Annotated in this window: 20 protein-coding genes; 11 read left to right on the top strand and 9 right to left on the bottom strand. The window is 59.6% G+C overall.

Annotated elements, in window-relative coordinates; translation table 11 throughout:
* Positions 1-58 precede the first annotated feature (58 nt).
* The 4 genes from AB4O11_RS04865 to AB4O11_RS04850 all read left to right on the top strand — a co-directional run bounded on the left by AB4O11_RS04865 (position 59) and on the right by AB4O11_RS04850 (position 4,817).
* Entirely contained in the window at positions 59-1,972 is a 1,914-nt protein-coding gene (locus tag AB4O11_RS04865) for a sigma-54-dependent Fis family transcriptional regulator (protein WP_460130273.1), read from the top strand.
* A 574-nt stretch (positions 1,973-2,546) separates the two neighbouring features.
* A complete protein-coding gene (gene mpl, locus AB4O11_RS04860) occupies positions 2,547-3,896 on the top strand; it encodes a UDP-N-acetylmuramate:L-alanyl-gamma-D-glutamyl-meso-diaminopimelate ligase (protein WP_007909560.1) in 1,350 nt (449 codons plus the stop codon).
* Positions 3,893-4,540, top strand: a complete 648-nt coding sequence (gene ubiX / locus AB4O11_RS04855; protein WP_007909567.1) for a flavin prenyltransferase UbiX — start codon at positions 3,893-3,895, stop codon at positions 4,538-4,540. The genes mpl and ubiX overlap by 4 nt, the downstream gene beginning before the upstream one ends.
* Positions 4,533-4,817: a YceK/YidQ family lipoprotein gene (locus AB4O11_RS04850; protein WP_007909569.1), complete on the top strand. Its 285-nt coding sequence runs from the start codon at positions 4,533-4,535 to the stop codon at positions 4,815-4,817. The genes ubiX and AB4O11_RS04850 overlap by 8 nt, the downstream gene beginning before the upstream one ends.
* A gap of 127 nt (positions 4,818-4,944) precedes the next feature.
* On the opposite strand, the gene AB4O11_RS04845 is transcribed toward AB4O11_RS04850, so the two are convergent.
* The 3 genes from AB4O11_RS04845 to AB4O11_RS04835 all read right to left on the bottom strand — a co-directional run bounded on the left by AB4O11_RS04845 (position 4,945) and on the right by AB4O11_RS04835 (position 7,909).
* The gene (locus AB4O11_RS04845; protein ID WP_093434538.1) at positions 4,945-5,586 is read right to left on the bottom strand and encodes an oxidoreductase; all 642 of its coding nucleotides are present in this window, start codon (positions 5,584-5,586) and stop codon (positions 4,945-4,947) included.
* A 27-nt stretch (positions 5,587-5,613) separates the two neighbouring features.
* Positions 5,614-7,341, bottom strand: coding sequence for a C13 family peptidase (locus tag AB4O11_RS04840; RefSeq protein WP_099757277.1), 1,728 nt, complete (start codon positions 7,339-7,341; stop codon positions 5,614-5,616).
* A gap of 112 nt (positions 7,342-7,453) precedes the next feature.
* Positions 7,454-7,909: a MaoC family dehydratase gene (locus AB4O11_RS04835; protein ID WP_007909575.1), complete on the bottom strand. Its 456-nt coding sequence runs from the start codon at positions 7,907-7,909 to the stop codon at positions 7,454-7,456.
* A gap of 193 nt (positions 7,910-8,102) precedes the next feature.
* Between AB4O11_RS04835 and AB4O11_RS04830 the strand changes: the two genes are divergently transcribed.
* The 5 genes from AB4O11_RS04830 (at position 8,103) to AB4O11_RS04810 (ending at position 10,759) form a co-directional block, all read left to right on the top strand.
* The gene (locus tag AB4O11_RS04830) at positions 8,103-8,465 is read left to right on the top strand and encodes a CidA/LrgA family protein (protein WP_093434544.1); all 363 of its coding nucleotides are present in this window, start codon (positions 8,103-8,105) and stop codon (positions 8,463-8,465) included.
* Positions 8,465-9,181, top strand: a complete 717-nt coding sequence (locus AB4O11_RS04825; RefSeq protein WP_053124192.1) for an LrgB family protein — start codon at positions 8,465-8,467, stop codon at positions 9,179-9,181. Before AB4O11_RS04830 ends, AB4O11_RS04825 begins: the two co-directional genes overlap by 1 nt.
* Positions 9,182-9,191: 10 nt before the next feature.
* Positions 9,192-9,782, top strand: a complete 591-nt coding sequence (locus tag AB4O11_RS04820; protein WP_460130270.1) for an LON peptidase substrate-binding domain-containing protein — start codon at positions 9,192-9,194, stop codon at positions 9,780-9,782.
* Between the two features lie 114 nt (positions 9,783-9,896).
* Positions 9,897-10,127 (top strand): hypothetical protein, encoded by a 231-nt coding sequence (locus tag AB4O11_RS04815; protein ID WP_093434550.1) that lies wholly within the window; start codon positions 9,897-9,899, stop codon positions 10,125-10,127.
* Between the two features lie 71 nt (positions 10,128-10,198).
* Complete coding sequence (locus AB4O11_RS04810) at positions 10,199-10,759, top strand: hypothetical protein (protein ID WP_460089054.1); 561 nt, start codon at positions 10,199-10,201, stop codon at positions 10,757-10,759.
* Positions 10,760-10,818: 59 nt separating this feature from the next.
* On the opposite strand, the gene AB4O11_RS04805 is transcribed toward AB4O11_RS04810, so the two are convergent.
* The 6 genes from AB4O11_RS04805 to AB4O11_RS04780 form a co-directional block, all read right to left on the bottom strand.
* Complete coding sequence (locus AB4O11_RS04805; RefSeq protein WP_460130267.1) at positions 10,819-12,786, bottom strand: hypothetical protein; 1,968 nt, start codon at positions 12,784-12,786, stop codon at positions 10,819-10,821.
* Between the two features lie 23 nt (positions 12,787-12,809).
* Positions 12,810-14,561 (bottom strand): hypothetical protein, encoded by a 1,752-nt coding sequence (locus AB4O11_RS04800; RefSeq protein WP_460130265.1) that lies wholly within the window; start codon positions 14,559-14,561, stop codon positions 12,810-12,812.
* Positions 14,562-14,914: 353 nt separating this feature from the next.
* Positions 14,915-18,388 (bottom strand): calcium-binding protein, encoded by a 3,474-nt coding sequence (locus AB4O11_RS04795; protein WP_460130263.1) that lies wholly within the window; start codon positions 18,386-18,388, stop codon positions 14,915-14,917.
* A 49-nt stretch (positions 18,389-18,437) separates the two neighbouring features.
* Entirely contained in the window at positions 18,438-20,255 is a 1,818-nt protein-coding gene (locus AB4O11_RS04790; RefSeq protein WP_460130260.1) for a hypothetical protein, read from the bottom strand.
* A gap of 563 nt (positions 20,256-20,818) precedes the next feature.
* Positions 20,819-22,135 carry a bifunctional DedA family/phosphatase PAP2 family protein gene (locus AB4O11_RS04785; protein WP_460130258.1) on the bottom strand — a complete coding sequence of 439 codons (1,317 nt, stop codon included), beginning with the start codon at positions 22,133-22,135 and terminating at the stop codon, positions 20,819-20,821.
* 71 nt (positions 22,136-22,206) lie between these two features.
* Positions 22,207-22,902: a DNA-3-methyladenine glycosylase gene (locus AB4O11_RS04780; RefSeq protein ID WP_093434571.1), complete on the bottom strand. Its 696-nt coding sequence runs from the start codon at positions 22,900-22,902 to the stop codon at positions 22,207-22,209.
* 177 nt (positions 22,903-23,079) lie between these two features.
* On the opposite strand from AB4O11_RS04780, the gene AB4O11_RS04775 reads away from it, so the two are divergent.
* Together AB4O11_RS04775 and nadD are read left to right on the top strand one after the other, a co-directional pair.
* Positions 23,080-24,351, top strand: coding sequence for a glutamate-5-semialdehyde dehydrogenase (locus AB4O11_RS04775; protein WP_460089049.1), 1,272 nt, complete (start codon positions 23,080-23,082; stop codon positions 24,349-24,351).
* Positions 24,320-25,042 (top strand): nicotinate-nucleotide adenylyltransferase, encoded by a 723-nt coding sequence (nadD, locus tag AB4O11_RS04770; protein ID WP_093434574.1) that lies wholly within the window; start codon positions 24,320-24,322, stop codon positions 25,040-25,042. The genes AB4O11_RS04775 and nadD overlap by 32 nt, the downstream gene beginning before the upstream one ends.
* Positions 25,043-25,049: the final 7 nt, after the last annotated feature.

Below are 25,049 nucleotides of genomic sequence, written 5' to 3'. Positions count from 1 at the left end.
AGGATGCTGGGCATCACCTCAGCATTGGGCCGTCGAGCCTCGGGGAGAACAATAAGAAATGCACGACAATCATTTGAGTCGCCATGCCCAACAGGTTCTCACCGTGACCCGGGGCAAACCGCACCTGCACGGGCCCGGCGCCGATCCGTCGATTGCCCGTTCATGGCTGCGCTGTCTTGAGGACTATCACCTCGACCCGGCGCTAAGCATGGCGCCGACCGTGCTTGAACACGGACGCGTACTGGAAAGCCGCGAACGCCTGCAACAAGTGCTGCAGATCGCCGGCAATGAAATGAGCAGCCTGCATCAACAACTCTCCGGCGCTGGCCACGCGGTGCTGCTGACCGACGCGCGCGGGGTGATCCTCAACTGCGTCACCGCGCCGGCCGAACGCAAGATCTTCGAACGCGCCGGGCTGTGGCTTGGTGCTGACTGGAGCGAGGCCTGCGAAGGCACCAACGGCATCGGCACCTGCTTGGTCGAGCGTCAGGCCCTGACCATCCATCAGGACGAACACTTCCGCGGCCGTCACACCGGCCTGACCTGTTCGGCGAGCCCGGTGTTCGACCCGCACGGTGAACTGTTGGCGGTGCTCGACGTGTCTTCAGCGCGTCACGATGTCTCGCGGCAGAGCCAGTTTCACACCATGGCGCTGGTCAACCTCTCGGCGAAGATGATCGAGAGTTGCTACTTCCTGCGTTGTTTCGATAACCAATGGTTGTTGCGTTTTCATCTGCAGGCCGAATCGGTCGGGTTGTTCAGCGAAGGCTTGTTGGCGTTTGACGGGGAAGGGCGGATCAGCGCGGTGAATCAGAGTGCACTGAATTTGCTCGGGCATATTCGCGGTGGTTTGCTGGGTAAACCGGTGGAGGCGTTTTTCGATTGTTCACTGAATGAGTTGCTTGGCCGCGCGAGTGCCAATGCCAGTGCCAGTTGGCCACTGCGCACCTGTGACGGGCGACATTTGTTTGCTGTGTTGCGCGGGGAATCGCGCAAACCTGTACCGATGCTATCGACGCCGGTAGTGGCTGAGGCGCCGCGCTTGTCGGGTATCTGTCTCGGTGATGAGGCGTTGCAGGCTGACTTCCGAAAAGCCTTGCGCGTCTTCGAGCGCGACGTACCACTGTTGATCAACGGCGAAACCGGCTCCGGCAAAGAAGCCTTCGCCAAGGCCGTGCATCAGGCCAGTCAACGCTCGAGCAAAGCTTTCGTTGCCCTTAATTGCGCGGCCATTCCCGAGAGCCTGATCGAGAGCGAACTGTTCGGCTATCGCGGGGGCAGCTTCACCGGTGCGCGCAAGGACGGCATGCGTGGCAAGTTGCAACAGGCCGACGGCGGCACGTTGTTCCTCGATGAAATCGGCGATATGCCACTGGCCTTGCAGACTCGGTTGTTGCGGGTGCTGGAGGATCGGCAGGTGGTGCCGATTGGCGGCGAACCGGAAGCGGTCAACGTGCGGATCATCAGCGCCACCCACCGCCATCTGCTGGATCGGGTTGCGGATGGCAGCTTCCGCGAGGATTTGTATTATCGGCTCAACGGCCTGGAAGTGGCGTTGCCGGCTTTGCGCGAGCGCAGTGATAAATCGCAGTTGCTGGATTTTCTGCTGGCTGAAGAGGCGGGCGCTGAAGCGATCCTGATCGAAGAGCCGGCGCGTCAGGCTTTGCTGGCCTTCAAGTGGCCGGGGAATGTGCGGCAGTTGCGCAATGTGCTGCGTACGCTGGCGGCGTTGTGTGATGAAGGGCGGATCGGGGTTGAGGATTTACCGGTGATGATTCGGCAGGGGAGTCCGGCAGTATTAGCGGTTAAGGAGTCCGATCATCCGCTGGAAGACGCCGAACGGTTGGCTCTGCTCAATACGCTGGAGCAAACCCGCTGGCACATGACCCAAACGGCTCAGCAACTGGGTGTCAGCCGCAACACTCTTTACAGGAAGCTGCGTAAGCATGGGATTGAGCGGCGGGTCAGTTAGAAGGCCCTCACCCTAGCCCTCTCCCGGAGGGAGAGGGGACTGACCGAGTCGGTCTACTGATCTACGCCGACCTGAAATATTGAGCCGAACTCAGGATTTGAAGGCAACCAAGATCGGCTCCCTCTCCCGAGGGTAAAGGTGACTGATCGAGGTGTTCTGGCGATTTACGCCGACCTGACATATCGAGCCGAACTCAGGATTTGAAGGCAACCAAGATCGGCTCCCTCTCCCGAGGGGAAAGGTGACTGATCGAGGTGTTTTGGCGATTTACGCCGACCTGAAATATTGAGCCGAACTCAGGATTTGAAAGCGACCGAGATCGGCTCCCTCTCCCTGGGGAAAGGTGACTGATCGAGGTGTTTTGGCGATTTACGCCGACCTGAAATATCGAGCCGGACTCAGGATTTGAAAGCGACCGAGATCGGCTCCCTCTCCCTCGGGAGAGGGCTGGGGTGAGGGGCGACAATTAGCAGCCGAACCGAGATACTGCGGCCAACCAGTCCCGCCCCTCACCTAAAGAGTGCGATTTCCCCCTCCCTACGCTAACCTGCGGCCATGTTTTACGAGGTCGACTATGCACATTCATATTCTGGGTATCTGCGGGACTTTCATGGGCTCGATGGCGGTCTTGGCCAAAGAGCTGGGCCATCACGTGACCGGCTCCGACGCCAACGTCTATCCGCCGATGAGCACGCAGCTGGAAGCCCAAGGCATTCAACTGACGCAGGGCTACGATCCGGCGCAACTTGATCCGGCACCGGATCTGGTGGTAATCGGCAACGCCATGTCCCGCGGCAATCCGGCGGTGGAATATGTGCTGAACAAAGGTCTGCCGTACGTGTCCGGCCCGCAATGGCTGGCTGACCATGTGCTGCAAGGTCGCTGGGTATTGGCGGTTGCCGGTACGCATGGCAAAACCACCACCAGCAGCATGCTCGCCTGGGTCCTGGAACACGCCGGCATGAGCCCGGGCTTCCTGATCGGTGGCGTGCCGCAGAACTTCTCGGTGTCGGCGCGTTTAGGCGGTACGCCGTTCTTTGTGATCGAGGCCGACGAGTACGACAGCGCCTTCTTCGACAAGCGCTCGAAATTCGTCCACTACCGTCCGCGCACAGCGATCCTCAATAACCTTGAGTTCGATCACGCTGACATCTTCCCGGATCTGCCAGCGATCGAGCGGCAATTCCACCACTTGGTGCGGACCATCCCGAGCGAAGGCCTGGTCATCCATCCGACCACCGAGCCGGCCTTGCAACGGGTGATCGAAATGGGCTGCTGGACCCCGGTGCAGACCACCGGTGCCGGCGGCCAATGGCAGGTCAAACTGCTCAGCGAAGACGGCTCGGCGTTCGAAGTGATGTTCGAAGGCGTGTCGCAAGGCACCGTCGAGTGGGAGCTGACCGGTCAGCACAACGTCGCCAACGCCTTGGCTGCTTTGGCGGCTGCGCGTCATGTGGGCGTGGTGCCGTCGATGGGCATCGCTGGCCTGAGCGCGTTCAAGAACGTCAAACGCCGCATGGAGAAGGTCGCTGAAGTACGCGGCATTACCATCTATGACGACTTCGCCCACCACCCGACTGCCATTGCCACCACCCTCGACGGCCTGCGCAAACGCATCGGCGACGCGCCTCTTATCGCGATCATCGAACCGCGCTCCAACTCGATGAAACTCGGCGCGCACCGTGATGGTTTGCCGGACAGCGTGGTCGATGCCGATCAGGTGATCTGGTACGCTCCGGCCAACCTCGGCTGGGACCTGGCCGGCACTGCCGCGTTGTGCACCGTGCCGTCGATCGTCAGCGACTCGCTGGAAGGCATCATCGAGCGCGTGAAGAGCCAGGCGCAGCCGGGTACGCATGTGGTGATCATGAGTAACGGCGGCTTCGGCGGCCTGCACGGCAAACTCGCCGAGGCGCTGCAATGAACACTCGTTTTGAGAGCAATGGTCCCGAACGCATCACGCTGGCGATGACCGGCGCGTCTGGCGCGCAATACGGCTTGCGCCTGCTCGATTGCCTGGTGCGGGAAGATCGCGAGGTGCACTTCCTGATCTCCAAGGCTGCGCAACTGGTGATGGCCACCGAGACCGATGTGACGCTGCCGCCCAAGCCGCAAATGATGCAGGCCTTCCTGACCGAATACACCGGAGCTGCCGCCGGGCAGATCCGCGTGTACGGCAAGGAAGACTGGATGTCGCCGGTGGCTTCGGGCTCCGGCGCACCGGCAGCGATGGTCGTGGTGCCATGTTCCACCGGGACGTTGTCGGCGATTGCCACCGGCGCCTGCAACAACCTGATCGAACGCGCCGCCGACGTCACTTTGAAAGAGCGTCGCCAATTGATTCTGGTGCCGCGCGAAGCGCCCTATTCGAGTATTCATCTGGAGCACATGCTCAAGCTGTCGAACATGGGTGTGACGATTCTGCCGGCCTCACCGGGTTTCTATCATCAGCCGCAGACCATTGATGACCTGATCGATTTCGTTGTGGCGCGGATTCTCAATCTGCTCGGCATTCCCCAGGACATGCTGCCGCGTTGGGGTGAGCATCATCTGAGCAGCGATGAATAAGCTGCTGGCGATTTTGCTGGCGCTGCAACTGACCGGTTGCGCCACTGCGCGCACTCTCGACGCCGCCAAACCGGGCGCGCCGGTGGTGTATTCCGGGACGCGGCTGGACTTGTATGCATTGAATGGCGGGTGTTGCGCGATGGATCGGTTCGGGGCTGAAGCGCCGAGCTATCCGGGGGTGGATCTGCCGGCGAGTGCATTACTCGATACGTTGTTGCTGCCGTTGTCACTGCTCACGGTGATAGGCGTGAGTTTTCAGGCAACGGGCGGCTTGTAGTTAGACAGATCGTTCCCACGCTCTGCGTGGTAACGCCTCCGGTGACGCTCTGCGTCACGCTTTGGGACGCAGAGCGTCCGTGGCTGCGTTCCCACGCAGAGCGTGGGAACGATCATGCGGCGGAAGATTATTTGCCCAGCTTGCGCAGCTCATCCGACTCGATCACCCGCACCCCATCCTGCTCTTCCAGCGCCAACCGCCACATCGCCCGCGCCAATTGGCACGCTTCGATGCCCCGGTATTTACCCGGAATCAGCTTTGACAACGGCGCGGCCAGTTGCTCGGCCAGACGTGGTTCGGTCCGTTCACCCAACAACAGCGAAGGCCGGCAAATGGTCAATTGCGGCCAGTCCTGCGCACGCAAGGCCTGCTCCATTTCGCCTTTGACCCGATTGTAGAAAACCGACGATTTCGGATCCGCGCCAATTGCGCTGATCACGATCAGATGCCGCGCGCCCATCTCCCGCGCGCGTTTGGCGAACGCCACCACCATGTCCAGATCCACCGCGCGAAACGCTGCTTCAGAGCCGGCCTGTTTGATGGTGGTGCCGAGGCAGCAATAGGCGATGTCGACGCGGCCACTGAGTTGCGGCAGAAACACCTGCGGATCGCCCACCGGGTTTTCAAGATGCGGATGTTCGGCCAAGGGGCGACGGGAAGGGGCGAGCACGCGAGAAATCGTCGGCTCGTTGAGCAAACGGTCGAGTAGATGTTCACCGGTCAAACCGGTGGCTCCGGCAAGCAATACGTGCTGAGGCGTCAAGTACATAGTGTCTCTCCCTTGATACTGTTCAGCTTAGTTGCTCTTTGTCGCTCCGTCGTTCAATGCAGCACTCTGCAATGCTTTTCTGGCTTGCTGTTTGCGCAGCAGTTGCCAGTGCGACAGCACGGTTTTCGGCGCCCAGATCTGCGGCTCCGACGCTTCGAAATTATCCGCCAGTTCACGCTCGGCGACGGTGGCCTTGGCCAGTTTGAAGGCTTGCTCCAGATCATCGGTCTGGTTCAGCGCCTGGGCGAACAGTGCATCGCCGAAGTAGGTGAAGTTGGCTTCTTCCGAGCAGCCGAAGGACACCCGATCGGCGCGCGAGGCGGTCATGATCAGCGTGCGTTCGTCTTTCAGCGCCGGGATAAAGCCGCCGGAGTAGCACGACGAAATCACGATGATCTTGTCGCGATTTTTCAGCGGCGCCAGTACAGCGGCGAGTTCATCGGCGGGCAGGTCGGCCAGTTCCATGCGCGGCTGGTCGAGCACCAACTCATGCTCGGCGGTGCCGTGGCTGGTCAGGTAGATGAACAGCAGATCTTCCGGGCCGCTGCGTTCGGCCAGCGTTTGCGCGGCACGACGCAGGTTCTCGCGGGTGGCCATCGGCCGGTCGCCGAGGTGGTCACGGTGGTTGACCAGACGGACCTGGCCATAAGCGCCAAAGCGCGTGTTGAGCATGTTGGCGACGTAGTCGGATTCGCGCAGGAATACGCTTTGTTTGCCGTCGCCGCCGAGGGTCAACGTGTACAACTCGACCGCCGGGGTCGACGCGGGAATGGCGGCCAACGCGTCATCAAGCAGGCGGCCCTGAGCGAGCAAGCCGAGTTCGAGCGTATCGGGCAATAACTTGCCGTCGGCGTCGCGCACGCGCTGGCCATTGACCCAGGTGCCGCTCATCACACTGCCATCGGTGAGCACCAGGGTGCCGCGTCCGGAGTAACTGTCGTTGTCGAAGCCGCCGATGTAAAAGCTGCCATCGGACAGGTTCAAGCGGCCCTGACCGCTGAAGCGCCAGTCGCTGAACGTGCCGATGTAATGGCTACCGTCGGCGCCGATCAGTTCGCCCTTGCCGGTCAGCGCGCCTTCCTTGAACTGGCCGAGCCAGACATCGCCGTCGGCGTTTTCGTAGCGACCTTTGCCGTGCAGTTGATTGTTCTTGAAGCCGCCGACGTAGATATCGCCGTCCGCGCTGTTGAAGGTGCCTTTGCCTTCCAGCTGACCGTTGACGAAATGCCCGCTGAACGAGTTACCGCTGGCATCGCCGCGCTGGCCCTCGCCGTTGGGCTTGCCGTGGGCGAACTGGCCTTGATAGGAGCTGCCGTCGTCCATTTCCAGACGGCCGAGCCCGGAATATTGATCGGCCTTGAACTCGCCACGGTAGGTCATGGCGTTTTCTTTCAGGGTGCCTTCGCCTTCGCGGCGTCCCTGTTTGAAGCCGCCGGTGTAACTACTGGCGTTGGTGGTCAGGCTGCCTTGGCCGTCGAACAGGCCTTGCTGAAACTGTCCGCGATAGACCTCGCCGTTGCTGCCATGCCATTCGCCCTGACCATGCCACTGACCCTTATCGAACTGCCCGGCATACCAGCTGCCGTTGGGGTAGTCGACGCGGCCCTGACCTTGCAGCAAGCCATCGACCAGTTCACCACGATAGCGTCCACCGTCGGGCAGGCGCGCATCCGGGGGCAGCAGCGATTCGCCGTCGCCGCACGCGGTGAGCATCAGGGTCAAGGCAAGGGGTGCAAGACGAGCGAGTGAGCGCATAGCGGGATCCGGGCAATTAGGCGACCGAGTATGCCGCAGCTATGTGACCTAATGCAGCCGGTAAAAACAGTGTTGACGCGAAACAGCGTGCGCTGCTTCGCATCCAGAACCATCAGACGAAGCAGAGCGACAGTGGTTCGGCGATATAGGCCGGTTTGTCCGAGCCTTCTATCTCCAGTGTCGCGGTGGCCTTGAGCAGCCACTGGCCCGGTTTTTTCTCGGTCACTTCGCCCAGATCGACCTTGAGGCGGACCTTGGAATTGACCTTCACTGGCTGGATGAAACGCACGCTGTCCAGCCCGTAATTGACCACCATCTTCACGCCTTGCGGCAGAATCAGGATGTCTTCCATCAATTTCGGGATCAGCGACAACGACAGGAAACCGTGGGCAATGGTGCTGCCAAATGGCGTTTGCGCGGCTTTGACCGGGTCGACGTGAATGAACTGATAATCACCGGTGGCTTCGGCGAACAGGTTGATGCGTTCCTGATCGATGGTGAGCCATTCGGAACGTCCGAGTTCCTTGCCGACATAATCTTTGAGCTCTGCAACGGGAACATAGGGCATTGAGACTCTCCTTGGGTTCATCGGTTTTATAGTTTTTCAGGTGGGGGATTTGACCGCCCTGCGAACCACTGTAGATCATCATGGCGATTTGCTCCGGTCAATCGACCATGCTTTTGGCGAATGCCGATCCATAGCGCAGGCGTGCTTATAATGCCGAGCCCCTGCTGGGTGAAAAGTAAGACGGAGATGTCGGATGTTGCTACGTGGCCTGACCCTGCTGGTGCTGTTCCAATTGCTCGGCACGGCGCTCAATCATTTGCTCTTGCCAGTGCTGCCGGGGCCGATCATCGGTCTGCTGCTGTTGCTGGTCTTCCTGATCGTTCGCGGTGAAGTGGGGGAGCCGCTGAACCTCGCTGCTGGCAGCCTGCTGCGCTATCTGCCATTGCTGCTGGTGCCCCCGGCCGTGGGCGTGATGGTTTATGCGAGCGACATTGCCGCGGATTTCTGGGCGATTGTCGGTGCGTTGGTGCTGTCGTTGATCCTGTCGATGGCCTTCGCCGGGGTGCTGATGCAACGCCTGGTCAAACGGCACGCCCCCACGTCGGAGGAGTCCTGATGCTCTTTGACTGGCAGGGCGCCTGGGCCTCCGTTATCCATCATCCGCTGTTCGGCATCGGCATCACCCTCGGCGCCTATCAACTGGTGCTGGCGGCTTTCGAGAAAACCCGCTGGATCTTTCTGCAACCGGTGCTGGTCTCCATGCTGTTGGTGATCGGTGTGCTGGTCGGCTGTGGCCTGACCTATGCCGAATATCGCAAGAGCACCGAGATCCTCAGCATTCTGCTTGGCCCGGCGACCGTGGCACTGGCGGTGCCGCTGTATCTCAACCTGCGGCGTATTCGCCAATTGTTCTGGCCGATTTTTACTACGCTGGTGATAGGCGGGGTGGTCGCGACGGGCATGGGCGTGTTGCTGGGCTGGTGGTTCGGTGCCGAGCACATGATTCTGATGACCATGGCGCCGAAGTCGGTGACCTCACCGATCGCAATGCTGGTGGCTGAGCAGATTGGTGGCGTTGCGGCGCTGGCGGCGGTATTCGTGTTGATCACCGGGGTGATCGGTGCGATCTTCGGCCCGGCGTTGTTGACCCGCCTCGGCGTGCACAGTCCCGAGGCGCGCGGCATGGCGCTGGGCATGACCGCGCATGCGGTCGGCACGTCGGTGGCGTTGCAGGAAAGTGATGAGTGCGGCGCGTTTGCGGCGCTGGCGATGAGTCTGATGGGCGTGGCCACGGCAGTCTTCCTGCCGCTGGCGGTGTCGATGGTGGTGTAAGGAAATGTCTATGAGTCTGCCGCTTTTCCCGCTGAACACCGTGTTGTTTCCCGGCTGCAACCTCGATTTGCAGATATTCGAGGCGCGCTATCTCGACATGATCGGCCGCTGCATGAAGCAGGGTGGCGGTTTCGGTGTGGTGTGCATCCTTGATGGCCACGAAGTCGGCGTCGCGCCAGAAGGTTTTGCTCGGGTCGGCTGCGAAGCGCGCATCACCGACTTTCAGCAGCAGGACAACGGCTTGCTCGGCATTCGTGTGCAGGGCGGGCGGCGGTTCGCGGTGTTGCGTACCGAGGTGCAGCGCGATCAGTTGATCCTCGCCGATGTCGACTGGCTGGATGACGAACCCGAGCAACCGTTACAGGACGAGGATGCTGATCTGGTGGCGTTGCTCAAGGCACTGGCCGAGCACCCGATGGTGGAAGCGCTGGACATGGGCACTGAAGCGCTGGGTCAGCAATCGCTGGCCAATCAGTTGGCCTATCTGCTGCCCTTCGCCGAAGAAGACAAGATCGATCTGTTACAACTCGATGATCCCCAGCAGCGGCTGGATGCAATTCAGGCGCTGCTCGACGAACTACAAGGTGAATTGTTCGCCTAGTTGCACTTTGAATTAACTGATGGCGCCTGCCAGCATTGTTTTGCTTTTGTCTTTGTCTTAATTTCAAGTTGTCCGCAGGAAGCGGATAACTTGAATAAAAATAAGGATGAAAGCATGACTGTCTATGAAGATGAATGGGCGTTTTGGGATGATATTGCCGGCAAGTATATTTTGAAACATGCCGAGACGGATCATAACGTTAGCCACGTGATTGAGGCGGCATCCACTTATGCGGACCGGATGGTAATAGCCCGGCGTAAACGAAAATCTGAAAAAGTTCCTGGCGGCGAAGTGCCACGGATGTCGGCGTCCGCCACCAGCGTAGTGACTGCGACTGCGGTTTGATTATTTCCTTTTTCAGCATTGCCTGTCGTCGTGGCTAATTGACGGCGGGGTGTTTACAGGTGGGCAATCCCATGGCTTTAGCAAAAACAAATAACCAGACATTCACTGCGCATCTTTATCTTGATGGCCGGCCAGTGGTACTTAATCAACTACGTCTGCAACAGGCTTTGCGTGACCTTCGCATAACCAAGGCAGAAAAACTGGATGCCGAAGTGGGGTTGGCGGATTCGCGCGTGTCCAGCTTCATAACGCTGGCTGACCATGATGACGACACACCACTGTTGTTGAAGTTCGTCCCAAAGGGTGACGTATATGCAATCAGCCTTGTGCTCGCGGGAATATTCGATGGTGCGCGGTTATTCATAGAGGACAAGACTCATAATCTGTTGGCCAGTACCCGTGCGCCAGAGCAATACTTTTCAATCAGCAAGTCTGGTGCTTCAAAGGCCTCCTTCAGTGATATCGAATCCGGTCCTGCCTATCTGGAGTTGATCCGCGAACCTGATGACAAGCCCTTGTATCGCCATATAAGCAGCGGAATGAGCACATTCCTCGACGTCGATCCTAACAGGACGGGGCATAACGCCTTCAATCACAAACCGGCAATATTTGTGATCAAGGTTATCCAATAGCGCCCAGCCGCTACTCCATAAAAAGGCGCCATTCATGTCTGGATGAATGGCGCCTTTTTTCAGGTTCGGTAATGCTCGGGTACCGGCCAGGTCACATCGTTGGAGTAGCTGTTTTCACCTTTGGGCAGCTTCAACACAACGCCACCGGCGTGGGCTATTCGATTGATCAACTGGTCATATTCGGTAGCGCCATACCGCATGAAATCGGCTCCTGCCCATGTGGCTTTCTCGATAGCCTCAGCGTTGTCCCCGGCCTCGCGCAAAATATCCTCGACTCTTGCCGCTTGGCTCAGGTCCGAGTTCACCAACCAGATCCTCTCTGCACTGATCCCACGTGTGGGCATTGATATCCGGCCTTCCAGTTTGTCCCCGTCAAAATCCTTGTCGTTCAGATAAATGTTTTCGACTCGCGGGACCACTTCAATGCCGCGGGTGTCGATGACATACACAAAGCCCAATGTTTGTTTGCGACGGAGCAATGGATAGTCACGCGAGTGATCCATTTCAAAGGATGTATCAGATTCTTCAGCCGAATTATGTCGATACCCGCTAGAGGAATCACTGTCAGAAAAATGCCCTGGATACAGGTTCGCCTGAGTGTTGTAGTGCCGAGGGTTGGAGTAGTAATCAAATCCCGTGTAGCTCAAAGCATTGGCCGCACCGAATGTCGCGCTAAAGGCCGATTTGGTCGTGGAATCGGAGGGATTCCCCCTTAACTTCACCAAGCGTTTGTCCCGAGCCAGTTCGAAGGGCGTGCGCAAATCGGCGCGGAACATGGCGGGAATGTCCGTTCGATAAAGGTAGTCATGCTGATTGCGCTGGTAGCCGGCATGTTCCAGATAGCTCTTCAGAAAGCTCTCTTCATAGCGCTGCTCAACGGGATGCGAGTCGAAGTAAGGGGTCTGGCCTCCCTCTCTCATTCTTAGAATAAGAGGCTGCAATTCTTCTGCAATCTGCTCAAAGCGGCTGTCGTCCGACAGATTCTGAGTCAGGCGTTTGTGCTGTTCGGCCCATTCTGGGAACCGCCCATGCTCCATGTCTTGTCGCAGTCGGTTTTGCTGAGCCATGCTCAAGTTGTAGCTGCGCAGGATTTGCGCACGTTCCGTCTCGGACTTCTGTGGATAAGACCATCTCGATGAGTCGCTGAGAAATTTGCGCGTATCCGGCTCGTTGAAACGCGTGGCCCAGTCTGGTGCTTTTCCCAGGGCTTCTGCTTCGATTCGAAAGACCAGGGCCTGCGCGCCCTTCAGGCGGTATAGGCTCCAAATATCACCATCGCTCCAATGCGCAAGTTTGAGCGGGACAGATGTATCGCCCCGTGCCTCGTCCGGATCAACCCGAATCAAGCGTCGATGCTCATCGATAAAGGCGAAACCTGCCTCTCGCTTCACCACGATGAACTCAATCCACTTGCCATACGGGCCAGCGTGCTCCACCGCCCGGTGTTCGTGAACTGAGTAGTATCCCCGTGCATCCACGGTATAAGACGAGGCGTATTGCATCGGGTCGTAGTATTCGATCGGCTTGTTCAGGCTCCAGACATTACTGTCGGCCACGCGATAAAGCGGAGGTCCTGATGGCACCCGCTCACTGGGTAACCGGGCGCGGTAGGTTTTGATCAGATCGTGAAACGCCACCATCACCGTCAGTCCGGCGGCTGCCCCGTCGTCGTTGGCGATGTCAGCGAATGTTCGACCCTTGTACACCTTCAATCCTTCGGCATTGTGACTCAACGACTCGTCGACATTCTGCAAATAGGGCTCCAGAGGTGATGTCGCTGCTCGACGTTGAGGTGTCTGCGTTTCGGGCATTTGCGTAATCGTAATGCCGTGCTCGACTCTCTCGGTGCTGCTGTGAGGACTGTCGGAGTGAATGCCCGGCGATTCGGTTGAACCGTCCGGTTTGATGCGTCCAGGTAGACGGGAATCCAGTTCGACAGGACGATCGTAGGGCACAGGCCGGGAGGTCGAGGTGCCGGGCGTTTCGGGTGTGGGGGATGGGCGCAGCGGCCCGGGTTTTTGGCGCATAAATGTCACTCCATGTGGTTGAGTCAGCCATCCAATGGCTGAACAGGGTCAGGGCCGGTCGTGCTCGGGTACGGCCAGACAATGTCGTCGGCGAACGTCTTGTCGCCTTTGGGCAGATCCAGTATCACGCCGCCAGAACCGGCGATTTCATCGATAAGGCTGTCATAGGCGTTGGCGCCAAAATACCCGGCAGCACGACTGTCGGTTCCCGCCCAGGTGGCCTGCTCGATGGCCGCGACCCGGTCACCCGCCTGTGTCAGCACATCCTTGACCCGGGCGGCTTTTGTCAGGTCGGAACGCACCAGCCAGATCCGCTCGGCACTGATGCCGCGTGTGGGCGTGGAGATATGCCCTTCCAGGTCGTCGAAGAGGAATGTGCCGTTAGCGGGGTTGAATGCCTTGTTTTCCGCCCCCGGCACCACTTCCAGGCCTCGGGTATCAATGGCGTAGACGAATGACGTGGTTTGCTGGCGGCGCGTGGATACATAATCTTTCGAATCATCGAAAACGAACGAGCTGTCAGAGTCGGTCTCGTCGCCGGTTCGTTTACCCTCCGACACCGAACTGCTGCCCGAGTCGGAGGATTCGCCGGTTCGTGTTTTCGAGCTTTGAGGATTCACCCCGGGAAAGCGATTGGCCTGCGAGTTGTAATGCAGCTCGTGATAGAAGCCGCCCTTGGTCGCCGCGTAGGCGGTGGCGTCATGCAGTCCGAACGTTGCACTCAATGCGCGCTTGTTCGTGGTGCCCTTGGGATTGCCTTTACGGTGCATCATTCGATCATCCCGCGCCAACTCGAAGGGTAATCGGGTTTCGCCGCGGAACATCGCCGGAATGTCGGTGCGATATAACATGCCGTGGCGGGTTCGCAGATAGCCGAGGTGGGTCGCGTAGTCGGCCAAAAAGGCGTCGCTGTAGCGGGTGGCGGGCCAATGGTGGGCGAGGGCCAGTCCTTGACTCCGTAATTCCTCAATGTAGTTTTCCAGCTCTTCGCCGATCAGCTTGAAGCGCTGCTCATTGGTCGCATCGAGCGTCAGGCGTTTGTGCTGTTCAGCCCATTGCGGTATCTGGCCGTCGCCCGACTCTGTGCGCAGCCGACACAGTTGGTTCTGGGTCAGGTTATAGCTGCGCTGCAATTGCAGGCGCTGGGCAAGGGTCATGTGTGGATGCAGCCACTTCAAAGAATCAGCGACAAACAGATGGTCTTCGGTGTTCTGCGCGCGAAGTGCCCAGTCCGGTGGCTTACCGGTCGCTTGTGCTTCTGCGCGGAAGGCGGCAATCCGGGTGTCATCCAGAATGTACATGCGCTGGATGTCCTGATCCGACCATTGCGCAAGTGGCGCATCGGCTTTCCTGTCGCGTTTTGCCTGCGCGGGATCGATGGCAATCCAGTGATGCTCCGGATCCTTGATGGCATAGCCGAGGATGGCGTCATCGCCGCTCGTTTCGAGAGCGCGAAAGGTGTAGTAACCGTCAGCATTCGGTGTCGCGGAAAACGTGTAGTCATCGACGTTGAGGAGGGTGAGGTGCCGATCCAGGCTCCACAGATGGCCTTGCGTGGTCCGGTAAATGGGTGGGCCGGGTGCCAGGCGCCAGGAGGACATCGCCCGATAGGCCCTGAGGTCGGCATCATATTGAACACAAACGTGGTGTCGGCCTTCTGAGCCTGGCAGTCGCACGTCCACCCAGTCCTTGGCGAGATAACGCCGGATACCGGCTTCATTCGGACCTGGCAGATCGCCGAAATACGGATGGGCGAAATCTTCCAGCGACGTCATCGAAAAGTCCTGTCTGTCTGTGGGGGATCTCGATGTGACGCTCACTTCGATGGGTGAGGTTTTTGCTTGGGAGGTCCCGGGTTCCTCCAGACGAGCTCGCTTGGGTGAAGAGGGCGCCTCGACGGGTATAGGCCCCGGAATGTTTTCAGGGTTTGCAACTATCGCTCTGCTCGGCGAATGATCTGCGGAGGCCAGTGTTGAGGTGGCGGGCGTTTCGACTGAAGGTGATTTAGGCCGTAGCCCGGGTTTTTGACGCATGAATAAACTCCTTTTTTTGCGAGTCAGCCTGTCCGTAGGCTGAGGAGGACGGGTGCCCGTGTGGACGTCAGGTCCATACGGGCACGTGGCGAGGATCAGGTCTTGTCGTTGGAAAAGACCAGGTCTTGCGGGTTGATTCGTATCTGTGGATCGCTGGCCAGCGCCCAGTGTTTCCTTACTGCGTTGTAAACCACCGTACCGATCGTTCCGGCGTCGATTCCGACGTGGGTTACATGAACCCTTGCTGCCAGTTCGTTTCGCTGTTGATGGGCATTGATCTCGGCCAACAGAGCTTCGATATCGGCGTAGCCACGTGCATCGATGACGTAAAGCTGCAGCACTTCAAACAACAGCGACACTTCATAAATATGGCCGGCCGAAGTGGCCACGCTGATGGATTCCACCGGGACGTCGTCTTCGATATCGGGCAATTCGACGGTGACGCTGGCGATGTGCAGACGATTGCCGTCCAGTTGGATGTCGTCGCGGGTGACCGTTTCTTTCATTTTGTCGGTGTACAGCGTCCAGGTCGACGCATCGGCGGTTTTCGCTGCAGCGCCTGGCGTCGAAAGGCGAATGATGGTGTTGCTGGCCAGATGGACATCGTACATCGAGCTCTGGCCATCGAGTACATAGATGCCGGTGTGCGAACCGGTGTCGATGGTGATGCGACTGGGTTCTGCCGTTATCAGCGGTTTCACGCTGGCCAATGGTCTGACAAAGCGATAGTTGCCATTGCGTTGCTTGAGGCAACTTCGCGTGCTGCGTACGCGGGTGCCGGGGTTTTTTACATCGTCTTCATAATCCAGTGCGGGAACTTGCAGGCGGTAGGAAACCTGGTCCTGCAGCACCAGCACAACATCCTGCTGCAGGCGTGGGGTGGTGACTTTCAGGTTGTTTCTGCCGCTGTAACCGGTGGCTGCCGCGATGGGCTGGACCACACCTTTGAACATGACCAATTTCGACGGCAGGGAGACCGACAGGGTGAAGTCTGTGTAGTACAAGTGGGTCGTCCCAGAGACGCCTTTGCGCACCTGCACCTCATAACTGACCTGCACATCGATGATTTCAGCGTTGTCGAATTCCAGATAAACAGTGCGGGACGTTTCGGCGGTATTGCGCTGGGCAACGAATTCCACCGGACGCTCGGTGCGAGCAACAAAGTGCTGCTTCAAGCCCTGTTCGGCGATCTCGATCATGCCGCCGTTAACGATTTGCGGTGCAGCGGCGGGTTGGCCGATGACGACAACGACGGGGGTTATATCCTGCTGCAGCACCTCACCTGGCTGCTGGGGTAGCTGGACCAGCAGCTCATAGCCATCCTCGGTCTTGAAACGGAAACGGTCATTGTTCAACAGGCGTTTGCCATCGACCCACTGGTAGACATTTTCGAGTGTCAGTACATGTTCCGGGTCGTTACCATCCTTGCCGCGCAATGAGCTGATCACCAGCGCAGTGCCGACGATCTGCCAACGCTGGATGACCTCCGCCGGCCAGCCGAACTCGATCAGACTCGACGCTTCAGCGTCCTCGTTGATGGTCGTGCGGGCGTTGCTGCTGGCGATGTAAAAACGATCTGCGCCGCTGCCGCCGTCCACCCGGCAGTCCACTCCGTAGACGGCAATCGTGTCATCGCCTGCGCCGGCGCTGATGCGGTCGTAGCCATTGGCGGAAATCCGGTTGGCCGCGTCGTTTCCGCTGACGCGGCTGGTGCCTCTGCGCAGGGTCGAGACGTTTTCGATCGACGTGAGCTGCGCGACGTCAACGGCATTTTCCTCAGGATCAAGACCGCGCAGCGCCACCCTGCCACTGTGCAGGTTGATGTCGTGACCGATATGGCGGGTGTCGCTGAGCGGGCGGCTGCCTTCGAAGGCCAGGGTGTCGGCACCTGCGCCGCCGTCCAGCACATTGAGGTGGGCCGGTTTGCTGGTGAGGTTCAATTGCTGCTCGGTAATGTCCTGATAGAACGCATCGTCCCCGTCGCCTCCGGTCAAAGCCTTGTGATCCGCGCGATAGGTGAACAGATTGGGCTTGTCCCGGACCCCGATAACCCGGTCATTGCCGTCACCCAAGCGCCAGAAAATGCCTTTGTCATCACCGGCACTGCCCGACACTTTGCCTTTGAGGTTGGCGGCCAGGCCTTTGCCGGCATCGATCACGTCATCGCCGTCGACAACCACGGCCTGGTTGTCGAGCTTGAACGGTTGTTGGCCAGCGCTTTCGTCCCACTGGTAGCGCCAGATTTCAACGGGCTTCAATTCAACCTGAAAGGCACCGTTGATCACGTGTTCGATGGTGTGTTTGTAGGCGTTCTCCAGCATGTCCTTGGCCGACAACTGCAGTTGTCGCTGGTGGTCCCGATAGCCCTTGGCGAGCTTGAAGCGATCCAGTACGTCCTGGTCCAATTCCTTGTTGGTGAAGGCGAACCAGCCCGAGCGCATGCGTTCTTCAAACGTCAGTTCGATGTAGTCATCGATGTCGTCCACCACTCGGGCGGCCTGGTAGATCATCGAGGCGGCGATAAGCAGTCCGGCGGCGACCAGCCCGACCGGCCCGGCGACGCTGCCAAACCCGGCCAGTGCGGCGACGCCCAGCACCAGGCTGATACCCGCCCCGGCGACGCTAAGACCGCCGCTGACGTAATGATCCTGGGCCTCTTTGCCCTGCGCCGCGGCGGCGGCATTGAACGACTTGATGGCATCGACAATGTCGAAGGGCAAGGTGATGGCGCTGGCGAACATCCCGGCACCGCGGCTCATGTATTTGCCCACCGAGGTCAGCGGGAAATACTTCAGCGCGTTGCCGCCGTTTCTGAGCATGGCCTCACCGGTCTTGGTCAGCCCGCGTTCGATGATCAGTGAGCCGAACTCGGCGGCGATCGAGCCACCCTGGAAAACCGCTTCCAGCGTGTCTCCGTGCTTGATCGCATCAATCATCGCCTTGTAGCCGCTGTAGATGCCGAACGCCTGCATGCCGACCCCGGCGCCGCTCATCAAATAGCTTTTGTTTTTGCTGATCCAGCCCGGGGCATTTTCCAGTGCGTCGGCGCGATGAATATCCAGTTTTTGCGCAGCCTTGCCCAACTGGTTCAGGCGGTCCACCGCGCTGCCGGTGGCAATGGTTATATCGGCGACGAACAGCGGCCCGGCATCGACCGAGCGCTTGCAGGCGATTTCATAAAACAGCATCGCCGCTACATTGCTGTCCGGGTTATCGATGGACAGCAGACGCGCCTGCACCCGGTCTGCATCGAAATTGAGTCCGTCGAGAAAGTGTTGATCCACGCGCTGCATGCCGGCATTCGCCGGGCTGATGGGTTGGCCGTGTACGGTCGCGCCCAAGGCCAGGAGTTCGACGCGGCTGGTGAGTATTTCGCCGATGCGCAAGGGGCCGAAATGTTTGTCGAGGGATTTGAGTGTGCGTCGATAAGGGGCGTCAGCGTCGTCTGGCAACACTGCGTTGAGCGTGCCCGCCGGCGGCGCATGGGGGTTGGCCGAGACGCTGACGGGATTGACCTGAACGACGCTGCTATTGGCGATTTGAAGTGGCGGAGCGATAAGTTTTGACATGTCATTAATCCTTTAATGAAAACGCATGACCGGTGTCCCTACCGGTGTGTCATTGATGCCGAGCCGCCGGCGTTGTCGACTCGGGCCAGTGGATGGCGTAGGCGAATTCGTCGCCGTTGCCCGACAGACTGAGCACAGGTTTGCCGGCTGCTTCGGCGTTGTCGATCAACTGGTCGTAGGCGAATTTGTTCTCGTGTCCGGCATGGGTGGCGGCTTCGATGCGCTCGGCGTTCGCGCCTGCCTGTTCCTTGAGGTCATCGATCCTCACGGCTTTGCTCAGGTGCGAATTCAGCAGCCAGATACGCTCGGCATCCAGTCCTCTGCGGCTGACTGATATCAGCCCTTCGAAGTCATCGGAGGGAAACCAGGTGGGGGGTGTGTCGCGGGCCGCTGAATTGAAACTCATGTTTTCTTCATGAGGCACCACTTCCAGGTCGCGGGTGTCGAGCACATACAGAAACATTTCCCGCTGACGTGTGCGTGTTGATTCATAGCGGCGATCGCGATCCCACGGCACCGGGCTTGTGGCGTCGGACCATTCGGACGATGAGCTGCTCTCGGTATCACTGACATCGCTGCCCGAGGCGCTATCGTCAGCATCCCGCCCCGGGTATTTGCTCGTCTGGCTGTTGAACCGCAAGTACTCGGGGTCAGGCTCCCTTGCGTACACCAGGCCTTCTTTGAGGCTGAAGGTTGCGCTCATCGGCTTATGCGTGGTGGCGCCCGGTTTATGCTGGTATCGCGGTAGCATGAAGCCGTCATTGGCGAGCTCGAACGGTGTGCGTTCATCGCCACGGAACAGCGCCGGCACGTCGGTGCGGTACAGACAATTGTTCTTGTTGCGCAGATAGCCGAGTTTGCCCAGCAGCGCTTCGCGCACCGGCGCGGTCATGCTGGATTCCGGGCTATACCAGTCATGCCGGGCATCACGCTTGAGGTTAAGTTCCTCGACAGCCTCGCGGCTCAGTTGCTCGAGGCGCTGCGGATGGTCGAGAGCGTCGATCAGGTGTTTGTGTGCCTGCGCCCATTGCGGCATTTTCAGTTCGGTCTTCAGGTCCTGTTGCAAGCGGGCCAGTTGGCTGGGCAGCAGATTGTAGGACTGCAGAAATGCTTCGCGCTGTGCAGGATTCATGCTTGGGTGCAGCCAGCGCAGGGTGTCGCGTAGCAAGTCGCGGTGCGGGTTCGTGTCTTCGGGAATCGCCCATTGCGGACTCTTGCCGCTGGCTTGGGCTTCGGTGCGAAAACGCACGAGATCCTGGCCATGGATGTTGTACACCTGCCAGATCTCATGGTCTGTCCAATGCTTCAAGAGCGTGGGCTGGGCACCGAATCCGCCTGCGGGCGGATCGACCGGGATCCAGTGACCAAAAGCGTCCATAAAGGCAAATTGCGTGATCGCGTTGTTCGCCCCGAATGCGGGGGCCAGTTCGTAATAGCCTTGGGCATCCGGTGAGCGCAGCGATGCCTTGTACAGATTCGAATCGAGGTGGGCAGGTCGAGGCCGTTTCGCGCCGGGGGCGATCCCCGGTTGATCGCCCGGTAGCGGCGCAGGTCGCTTTGTCGAGGCCATGGCGGGTGCCGGATGCTCCGTCAGGCGCCAGGTCAACCGGCCTTCATTCCGGTACAGCACCGGTCCGGATGCGGACCGCTCGGTGACCATCTTGCAGCGATAAACCCCATCGGCATCCTGGCCAACATGGGTGGTGCGCAAGTCGCCTTCATATTCGACGTCGACAAACTGTCGTCCGACGATCCAGCGAAAACCGTCATCCTCCGCCGGTTTCATTCCACGCAGGAAGTCGTCACGCAGCCAGTAGGTGTCGGGGGAAATATCGCTTGCGGGGCGGGCAGGGTTCGTCGCCTGCATCGGTTGGATGACCACGGCAGGCGGGGGGCATCCGCGACCGGTCGGCCGCCAGCGGTGTCAACGGGATTCTGGCCACTCGGCAAACCCGGTAACCGGAAAATCGAAGGGCCGCCTGGAGTGAACGGTGTGTCGGTACGCAGGGGCGGGAATGTGCTCGCGTCAGGTTGTTGCGTTGAGCTCTGGTTTGGTTTGCGCGGTGTCTTTGGACTCATGGCGTACTCGAAATCAGTTGATGTATTGAAACCCTCGCTTCGTCAGTTGAATTGATTGTTGGGCAGGCAAGTGCAGGCGGTCTCACTTTAATGGGTGAGAATGTGCCGAAGGGTTTCAAATATGTGGATTTAATCTAACCGGTTTTTCAAGTTATGGAAGGCGCTGGCGTGAGGGTTCGTAATTGATATGTAACTTCGGTTGTTTTTAGTTTGAAGTGTGCGAAGTTGCGGTTTGGTAAATAAGGATTCTTACCGTGGGCGAGTAAGTTTGAATAAGAGAACAGCGCTGCTCTTGTCGGAGAATTCCTAAAAGAGCAGTGCAGAAGGATTAAGGCTTGTGTATCGCCAAATTCAATAGGCGTAACGCAACAAGGTATGAGGCAAGTGCCGCAGGACGAAAAACCCGAACAGCGCCAACATTGCCGGCAGGATCAACCACCAGATCTTGAACGGCATGGGATTGAGTGGGGTTTTACGCTGGCTCAGCCACAGGGCGGCAGCGCAGACACAGGCGGCAAGCATGGCGCCGGCCAGCACGTCGGTTGGCCAATGAGCGCCCAGATAGACCCGCGACAGGGCGATGGAGAGGGCCGGAATACAGGCGATCAGCAACCAGGTCAGGCGCATGCGTGGCGGCTGGCCACGGCCGGCGAGTACCGCCAGGGTCAGAAACAGTGCAAACGAACCTGAGGCATGACCACTGGGCATGCTGTAGGTGGTCAGTGGGTCAGTCAGCACTTCCGGACGCACCCGGGCGAAGAAGTATTTGGTCCCGGTGTTGGCCAATGCGGTCACCAGCAGCGTACCGCCAACGAAGATCGCATGACGCCATTGCCGGCACACCAGCAACAGGCCGGTCAGCAGGACGCTGAACAGCAGCATGTTGCGGAACTCACCGATCAGGGTCAGTGTGACCGCAATTTCATCCAGCATTGGCTGGCGATGTTCCTGCACCAGTGTCATCACCCCTTGATCGAGCGCTGTCAGGTACGGATAGCCGATGAACAGGCCAATCAGAATCAACAGGCTCATGCTGCTGATCCAGATGGTCGCGCGACGGTGGCGACGCAGGCTGCTGTTCACGCTGAGACCGACCATTACGGCGATGCTGCCAGCGACAATGCCGGCCTCCAGCCAGAACCCTTCAGGCAATGGCAGGCGGAAGGCCGCGCCGGTGGCCCAGCCCGGCAGCAGATAGGCGAGACTCCAGCCGGCGGCCGCCAGCAGGCTGACAGCGGCGAAACGCGGGAAGGGCATGTCGCACATACCGGCGACCATGGGCAGCATCGGTCGCAATGGCCCGATGAAGCGGCCGACCAGCAGACTGGCGATGCCGTAGCGCTGGAAATACGACTCGGCACCGGCCATCCATTCCGGGTGATGCCGTAGCCCCGGCAGGCGCCGAATGTTCTGGTGGAAATGGCGACCGAGGAAGTACGAAACGGCATCGCCGAGAATCCCGCCAAGGAAGCCCAGCAACAAAGTCTCGCTCAATGACAGGGCGCCGCTGCCGGCCAGCACGGCGACGGCAAACAGCAGCACGGTGCCCGGCACGATCAAACCGGCAATCGCCAGGCATTCCACAAAGGCCACAATGAAAACAGCAGCCGCCAGCCATTGTGGATTGGCTGCCAGCCACCCGGTAATGCTATCGAGCCATGGGCCCATACAGAAAAACTCCAAATCATTAATGGCCTCCTGTAGGAGCAGCCTTCGGCAGCTCCTACAGGAGTGTGTGGTTACAGCAGAAAATAATCCCGGCCTTCGACCTGACCCCGTCGCAACGGGTTCCGCGTGCACCATTGCGCATAGTTGGCGTCGACAAAGCGGTACATCAGGTGCTCGTCACGGCCATGGGGGATGCCCAGGCGGGTGGTTTGAATGATGTGCGAAGGTGCCGGCCCGGTGTCTTCTACCAGAAGGACTTCATGATCAAAACGCTTGGCATCCCACACCGGCACCTTCAGACCCAGCGCTTTGCACAGCAGGGTTTGCCCGGCGCAGAGCTTTTGCGAAAGCCGCGCACGTCCCTGCGCGTCGGGATTGTTCAGCAGCATCTGCGCCAGACTCGCCGGACCGCTGATTTCATCGACCCACGGATAGGCGGATTTGATCAGTACCGCATTGCCCGGCCCCTGCGCACTGAAATTCAGCGAATCACCGCCACGGGCGTAATACATATAGATGTGGCCGCCATCCAGAAACAAAGCCTTACGCTTTTCTGTGTAGCCCAACGAGGCGTGGCTGCCTTTTTCTGCGCAGTAATAGGCTTCGGTTTCGATGATTCGCGCGCTCAGCCACAGATCGCCGACCCGGTGACGAATGACTTTGCCGAGCAGATCCTGCGCCAGCACTTGCGCATCACGGTCGAAAAAGGCGTCCGGCAGCCCTAGCGGCAGGCGTTCGGCGCGGTTGCGAACGGTCAGGTTGGACATGGCAGGCAATGTTTATCCAGGCTCAGGAGGTCGTGATGATAACAACGCGCGGCTTAATTGGGCCTGAACGCCGGCGAATCCGCGTTCATTTCGACCATCCGCCCGTCACCGCTGTTAGTCCCGGGACGCGACAGCTATAATCTGCCGCTTTCCTCTTTGCCAAGACCCCAGCAGACCATGACTGAGTCCGTTCTTGACTACATGACCCGATTGGGTCGCGCCGCCCGCGAAGCCTCCCGGGTCATCGGCCGTGCCAGCACCGCGCAGAAAAACCGCGCCTTGCAGGCTGCTGCCAATGCCTTGGACGCCGCGCGCGCCGAGCTTGCCGCCGCCAATGAGCAGGATCTGGCTGCCGGTCGCGCCAATGGTCTGGAACCGGCACTGCTGGAGCGTCTGGAACTGACCCCGGCGCGCATCGACGGCATGATCGTCGGTTTGCGGCAGGTCGCTGCACTGCCGGATCCGGTCGGTGCGATCCGTGATATGAGCTTCCGTCCGTCGGGCATTCAGGTCGGCAAGATGCGCGTGCCGCTGGGCGTGATCGGAATCATCTACGAATCCCGACCCAACGTGACCATCGATGCTGCCAGCCTGTGCCTGAAGTCCGGCAACGCGACCATCCTGCGCGGTGGCTCTGAAGCGATTCATTCCAACCGGGCGATTGCCGTCTGCATTCAGCGCGGTCTGGCCGAGGCCGAATTGCCGGCTGCCGTGGTGCAAGTGGTTGAAACCACAGACCGTGCCGCCGTTGGCGCGATGATCACCATGCCCGAGTACGTCGACGTGATCGTGCCGCGCGGTGGCCGTGGCCTGATCGAGCGCATCAGCCGCGACGCGCGCGTGCCGGTGATCAAGCACCTGGACGGTATCTGCCACGTTTACGTCAGTGCCCACGCCGATCTGCCGAAAGCTCAACGCATTGCTTTCAACGCCAAGACTTATCGCTACGGCATCTGCGGTGCGATGGAAACCTTGCTGGTCGATCAAACTGTTGCCAAGGATTTCCTGCCGTCGATGGCCGCCCAGTTCCGCGAAAAAGGCGTCGAACTGCGCGGCTGCGAGCGCACCCGGGCGATCATCGAAGCCGTTGCCGCCAGCGAAGACGACTGGAACACCGAGTACCTGGCGCCGATTCTGTCGATTCGCGTCGTCGACGGTCTGGATCAGGCTATCGAACACATCAACCATTACGGCTCCCATCACACCGATTCGATTGTCAGCGAAAACCTCGCCGATACCCGCCGCTTTGTGGCGGAAGTCGACTCGGCCTCGGTGATGATCAACACGCCGACGTGCTTTGCCGATGGATTTGAATACGGATTGGGTGCCGAGATCGGCATTTCTACTGATAAGCTGCACGCCCGCGGCCCGGTGGGTCTCGAAGGACTGACCTGCGAGAAGTACGTTGTGGTCGGTGATGGCCAGTTGCGCGGCCAGGCGACGGTTTGACTTGACCGGCCTCGACCTGACAGCGCCGCAAACCGGCAACGAGTCCCGCCCCCGGCGCATTGGCGTCCTGGGCGGCACGTTCGACCCGGTGCACATCGGCCATTTGCGCGGTGGGCTGGAAGTCGCCGAAGCGCTGGCGCTCGATGAGTTGCGCCTGATGCCGAACGCGCGGCCGCCTCATCGCGGTACGCCGCAGGTCTCGGCGCAGGATCGACTGGCGATGGTCGAATGTGCGGTGGCCGGATTGCCGCCGCTGGTGGTGGACGCCCGCGAATTGCAGCGGGACAAACCGTCCTGGACCATTGATACCCTGGAGTCGATGCGCGCTGAAATGCCCGCCGAGACCCAGGTTTTTCTGCTTTTGGGCTGGGACGCATTTTGCGGCCTGCCCACTTGGCACCGCTGGGAAGAGTTGCTCCAGCATTGCCATATCCTGGTGCTACAGCGCCCGGACGCCGACAGCGAACCGCCGGATGCCTTGCGCAACCTGCTGGCAGCGCGTTCGGTGAGCGACCCGCTGGCCCTGAAAGGGCCGAGCGGACAGATTGCATTCGTCTGGCAGACACCGCTCGCGGTTTCCGCCACCCAGATCCGTCAACTGCTGGCCAGCGGTAAGTCGGTACGTTTCCTGGTGCCCGACGCGGTCCTGGCCTACATCGATGCGCACGGTCTGTACCGTGCGTCGAACTGAACAAGGC

The sequence above is a fragment of the Pseudomonas sp. H1_D05 genome (assembly GCF_054682705.1).
The sequence above is the reverse complement of the archived record's forward strand: the minus strand, read 5'-3'. Positions and strand labels throughout refer to the sequence as shown.

Coding starts and splice junctions, on each gene's coding strand:
- AB4O11_RS04865 (WP_460130273.1), top strand. CDS start 59: ATGCACGACAATCATTTGAGTCGCCATGCCCAACAGGTTCTCACCGTG.
- mpl (WP_007909560.1), top strand. CDS start 2,547: ATGCACATTCATATTCTGGGTATCTGCGGGACTTTCATGGGCTCGATG.
- ubiX (WP_007909567.1), top strand. CDS start 3,893: ATGAACACTCGTTTTGAGAGCAATGGTCCCGAACGCATCACGCTGGCG.
- AB4O11_RS04850 (WP_007909569.1), top strand. CDS start 4,533: ATGAATAAGCTGCTGGCGATTTTGCTGGCGCTGCAACTGACCGGTTGC.
- AB4O11_RS04845 (WP_093434538.1), bottom strand. CDS start 5,586: ATGTACTTGACGCCTCAGCACGTATTGCTTGCCGGAGCCACCGGTTTG.
- AB4O11_RS04840 (WP_099757277.1), bottom strand. CDS start 7,341: ATGCGCTCACTCGCTCGTCTTGCACCCCTTGCCTTGACCCTGATGCTC.
- AB4O11_RS04835 (WP_007909575.1), bottom strand. CDS start 7,909: ATGCCCTATGTTCCCGTTGCAGAGCTCAAAGATTATGTCGGCAAGGAA.
- AB4O11_RS04830 (WP_093434544.1), top strand. CDS start 8,103: ATGTTGCTACGTGGCCTGACCCTGCTGGTGCTGTTCCAATTGCTCGGC.
- AB4O11_RS04825 (WP_053124192.1), top strand. CDS start 8,465: ATGCTCTTTGACTGGCAGGGCGCCTGGGCCTCCGTTATCCATCATCCG.
- AB4O11_RS04820 (WP_460130270.1), top strand. CDS start 9,192: ATGAGTCTGCCGCTTTTCCCGCTGAACACCGTGTTGTTTCCCGGCTGC.
- AB4O11_RS04815 (WP_093434550.1), top strand. CDS start 9,897: ATGACTGTCTATGAAGATGAATGGGCGTTTTGGGATGATATTGCCGGC.
- AB4O11_RS04810 (WP_460089054.1), top strand. CDS start 10,199: ATGGCTTTAGCAAAAACAAATAACCAGACATTCACTGCGCATCTTTAT.
- AB4O11_RS04805 (WP_460130267.1), bottom strand. CDS start 12,786: ATGCGCCAAAAACCCGGGCCGCTGCGCCCATCCCCCACACCCGAAACG.
- AB4O11_RS04800 (WP_460130265.1), bottom strand. CDS start 14,561: ATGACGTCGCTGGAAGATTTCGCCCATCCGTATTTCGGCGATCTGCCA.
- AB4O11_RS04795 (WP_460130263.1), bottom strand. CDS start 18,388: ATGTCAAAACTTATCGCTCCGCCACTTCAAATCGCCAATAGCAGCGTC.
- AB4O11_RS04790 (WP_460130260.1), bottom strand. CDS start 20,255: ATGCAGGCGACGAACCCTGCCCGCCCCGCAAGCGATATTTCCCCCGAC.
- AB4O11_RS04785 (WP_460130258.1), bottom strand. CDS start 22,135: ATGGGCCCATGGCTCGATAGCATTACCGGGTGGCTGGCAGCCAATCCA.
- AB4O11_RS04780 (WP_093434571.1), bottom strand. CDS start 22,902: ATGTCCAACCTGACCGTTCGCAACCGCGCCGAACGCCTGCCGCTAGGG.
- AB4O11_RS04775 (WP_460089049.1), top strand. CDS start 23,080: ATGACTGAGTCCGTTCTTGACTACATGACCCGATTGGGTCGCGCCGCC.
- nadD (WP_093434574.1), top strand. CDS start 24,320: ATGGCCAGTTGCGCGGCCAGGCGACGGTTTGACTTGACCGGCCTCGAC.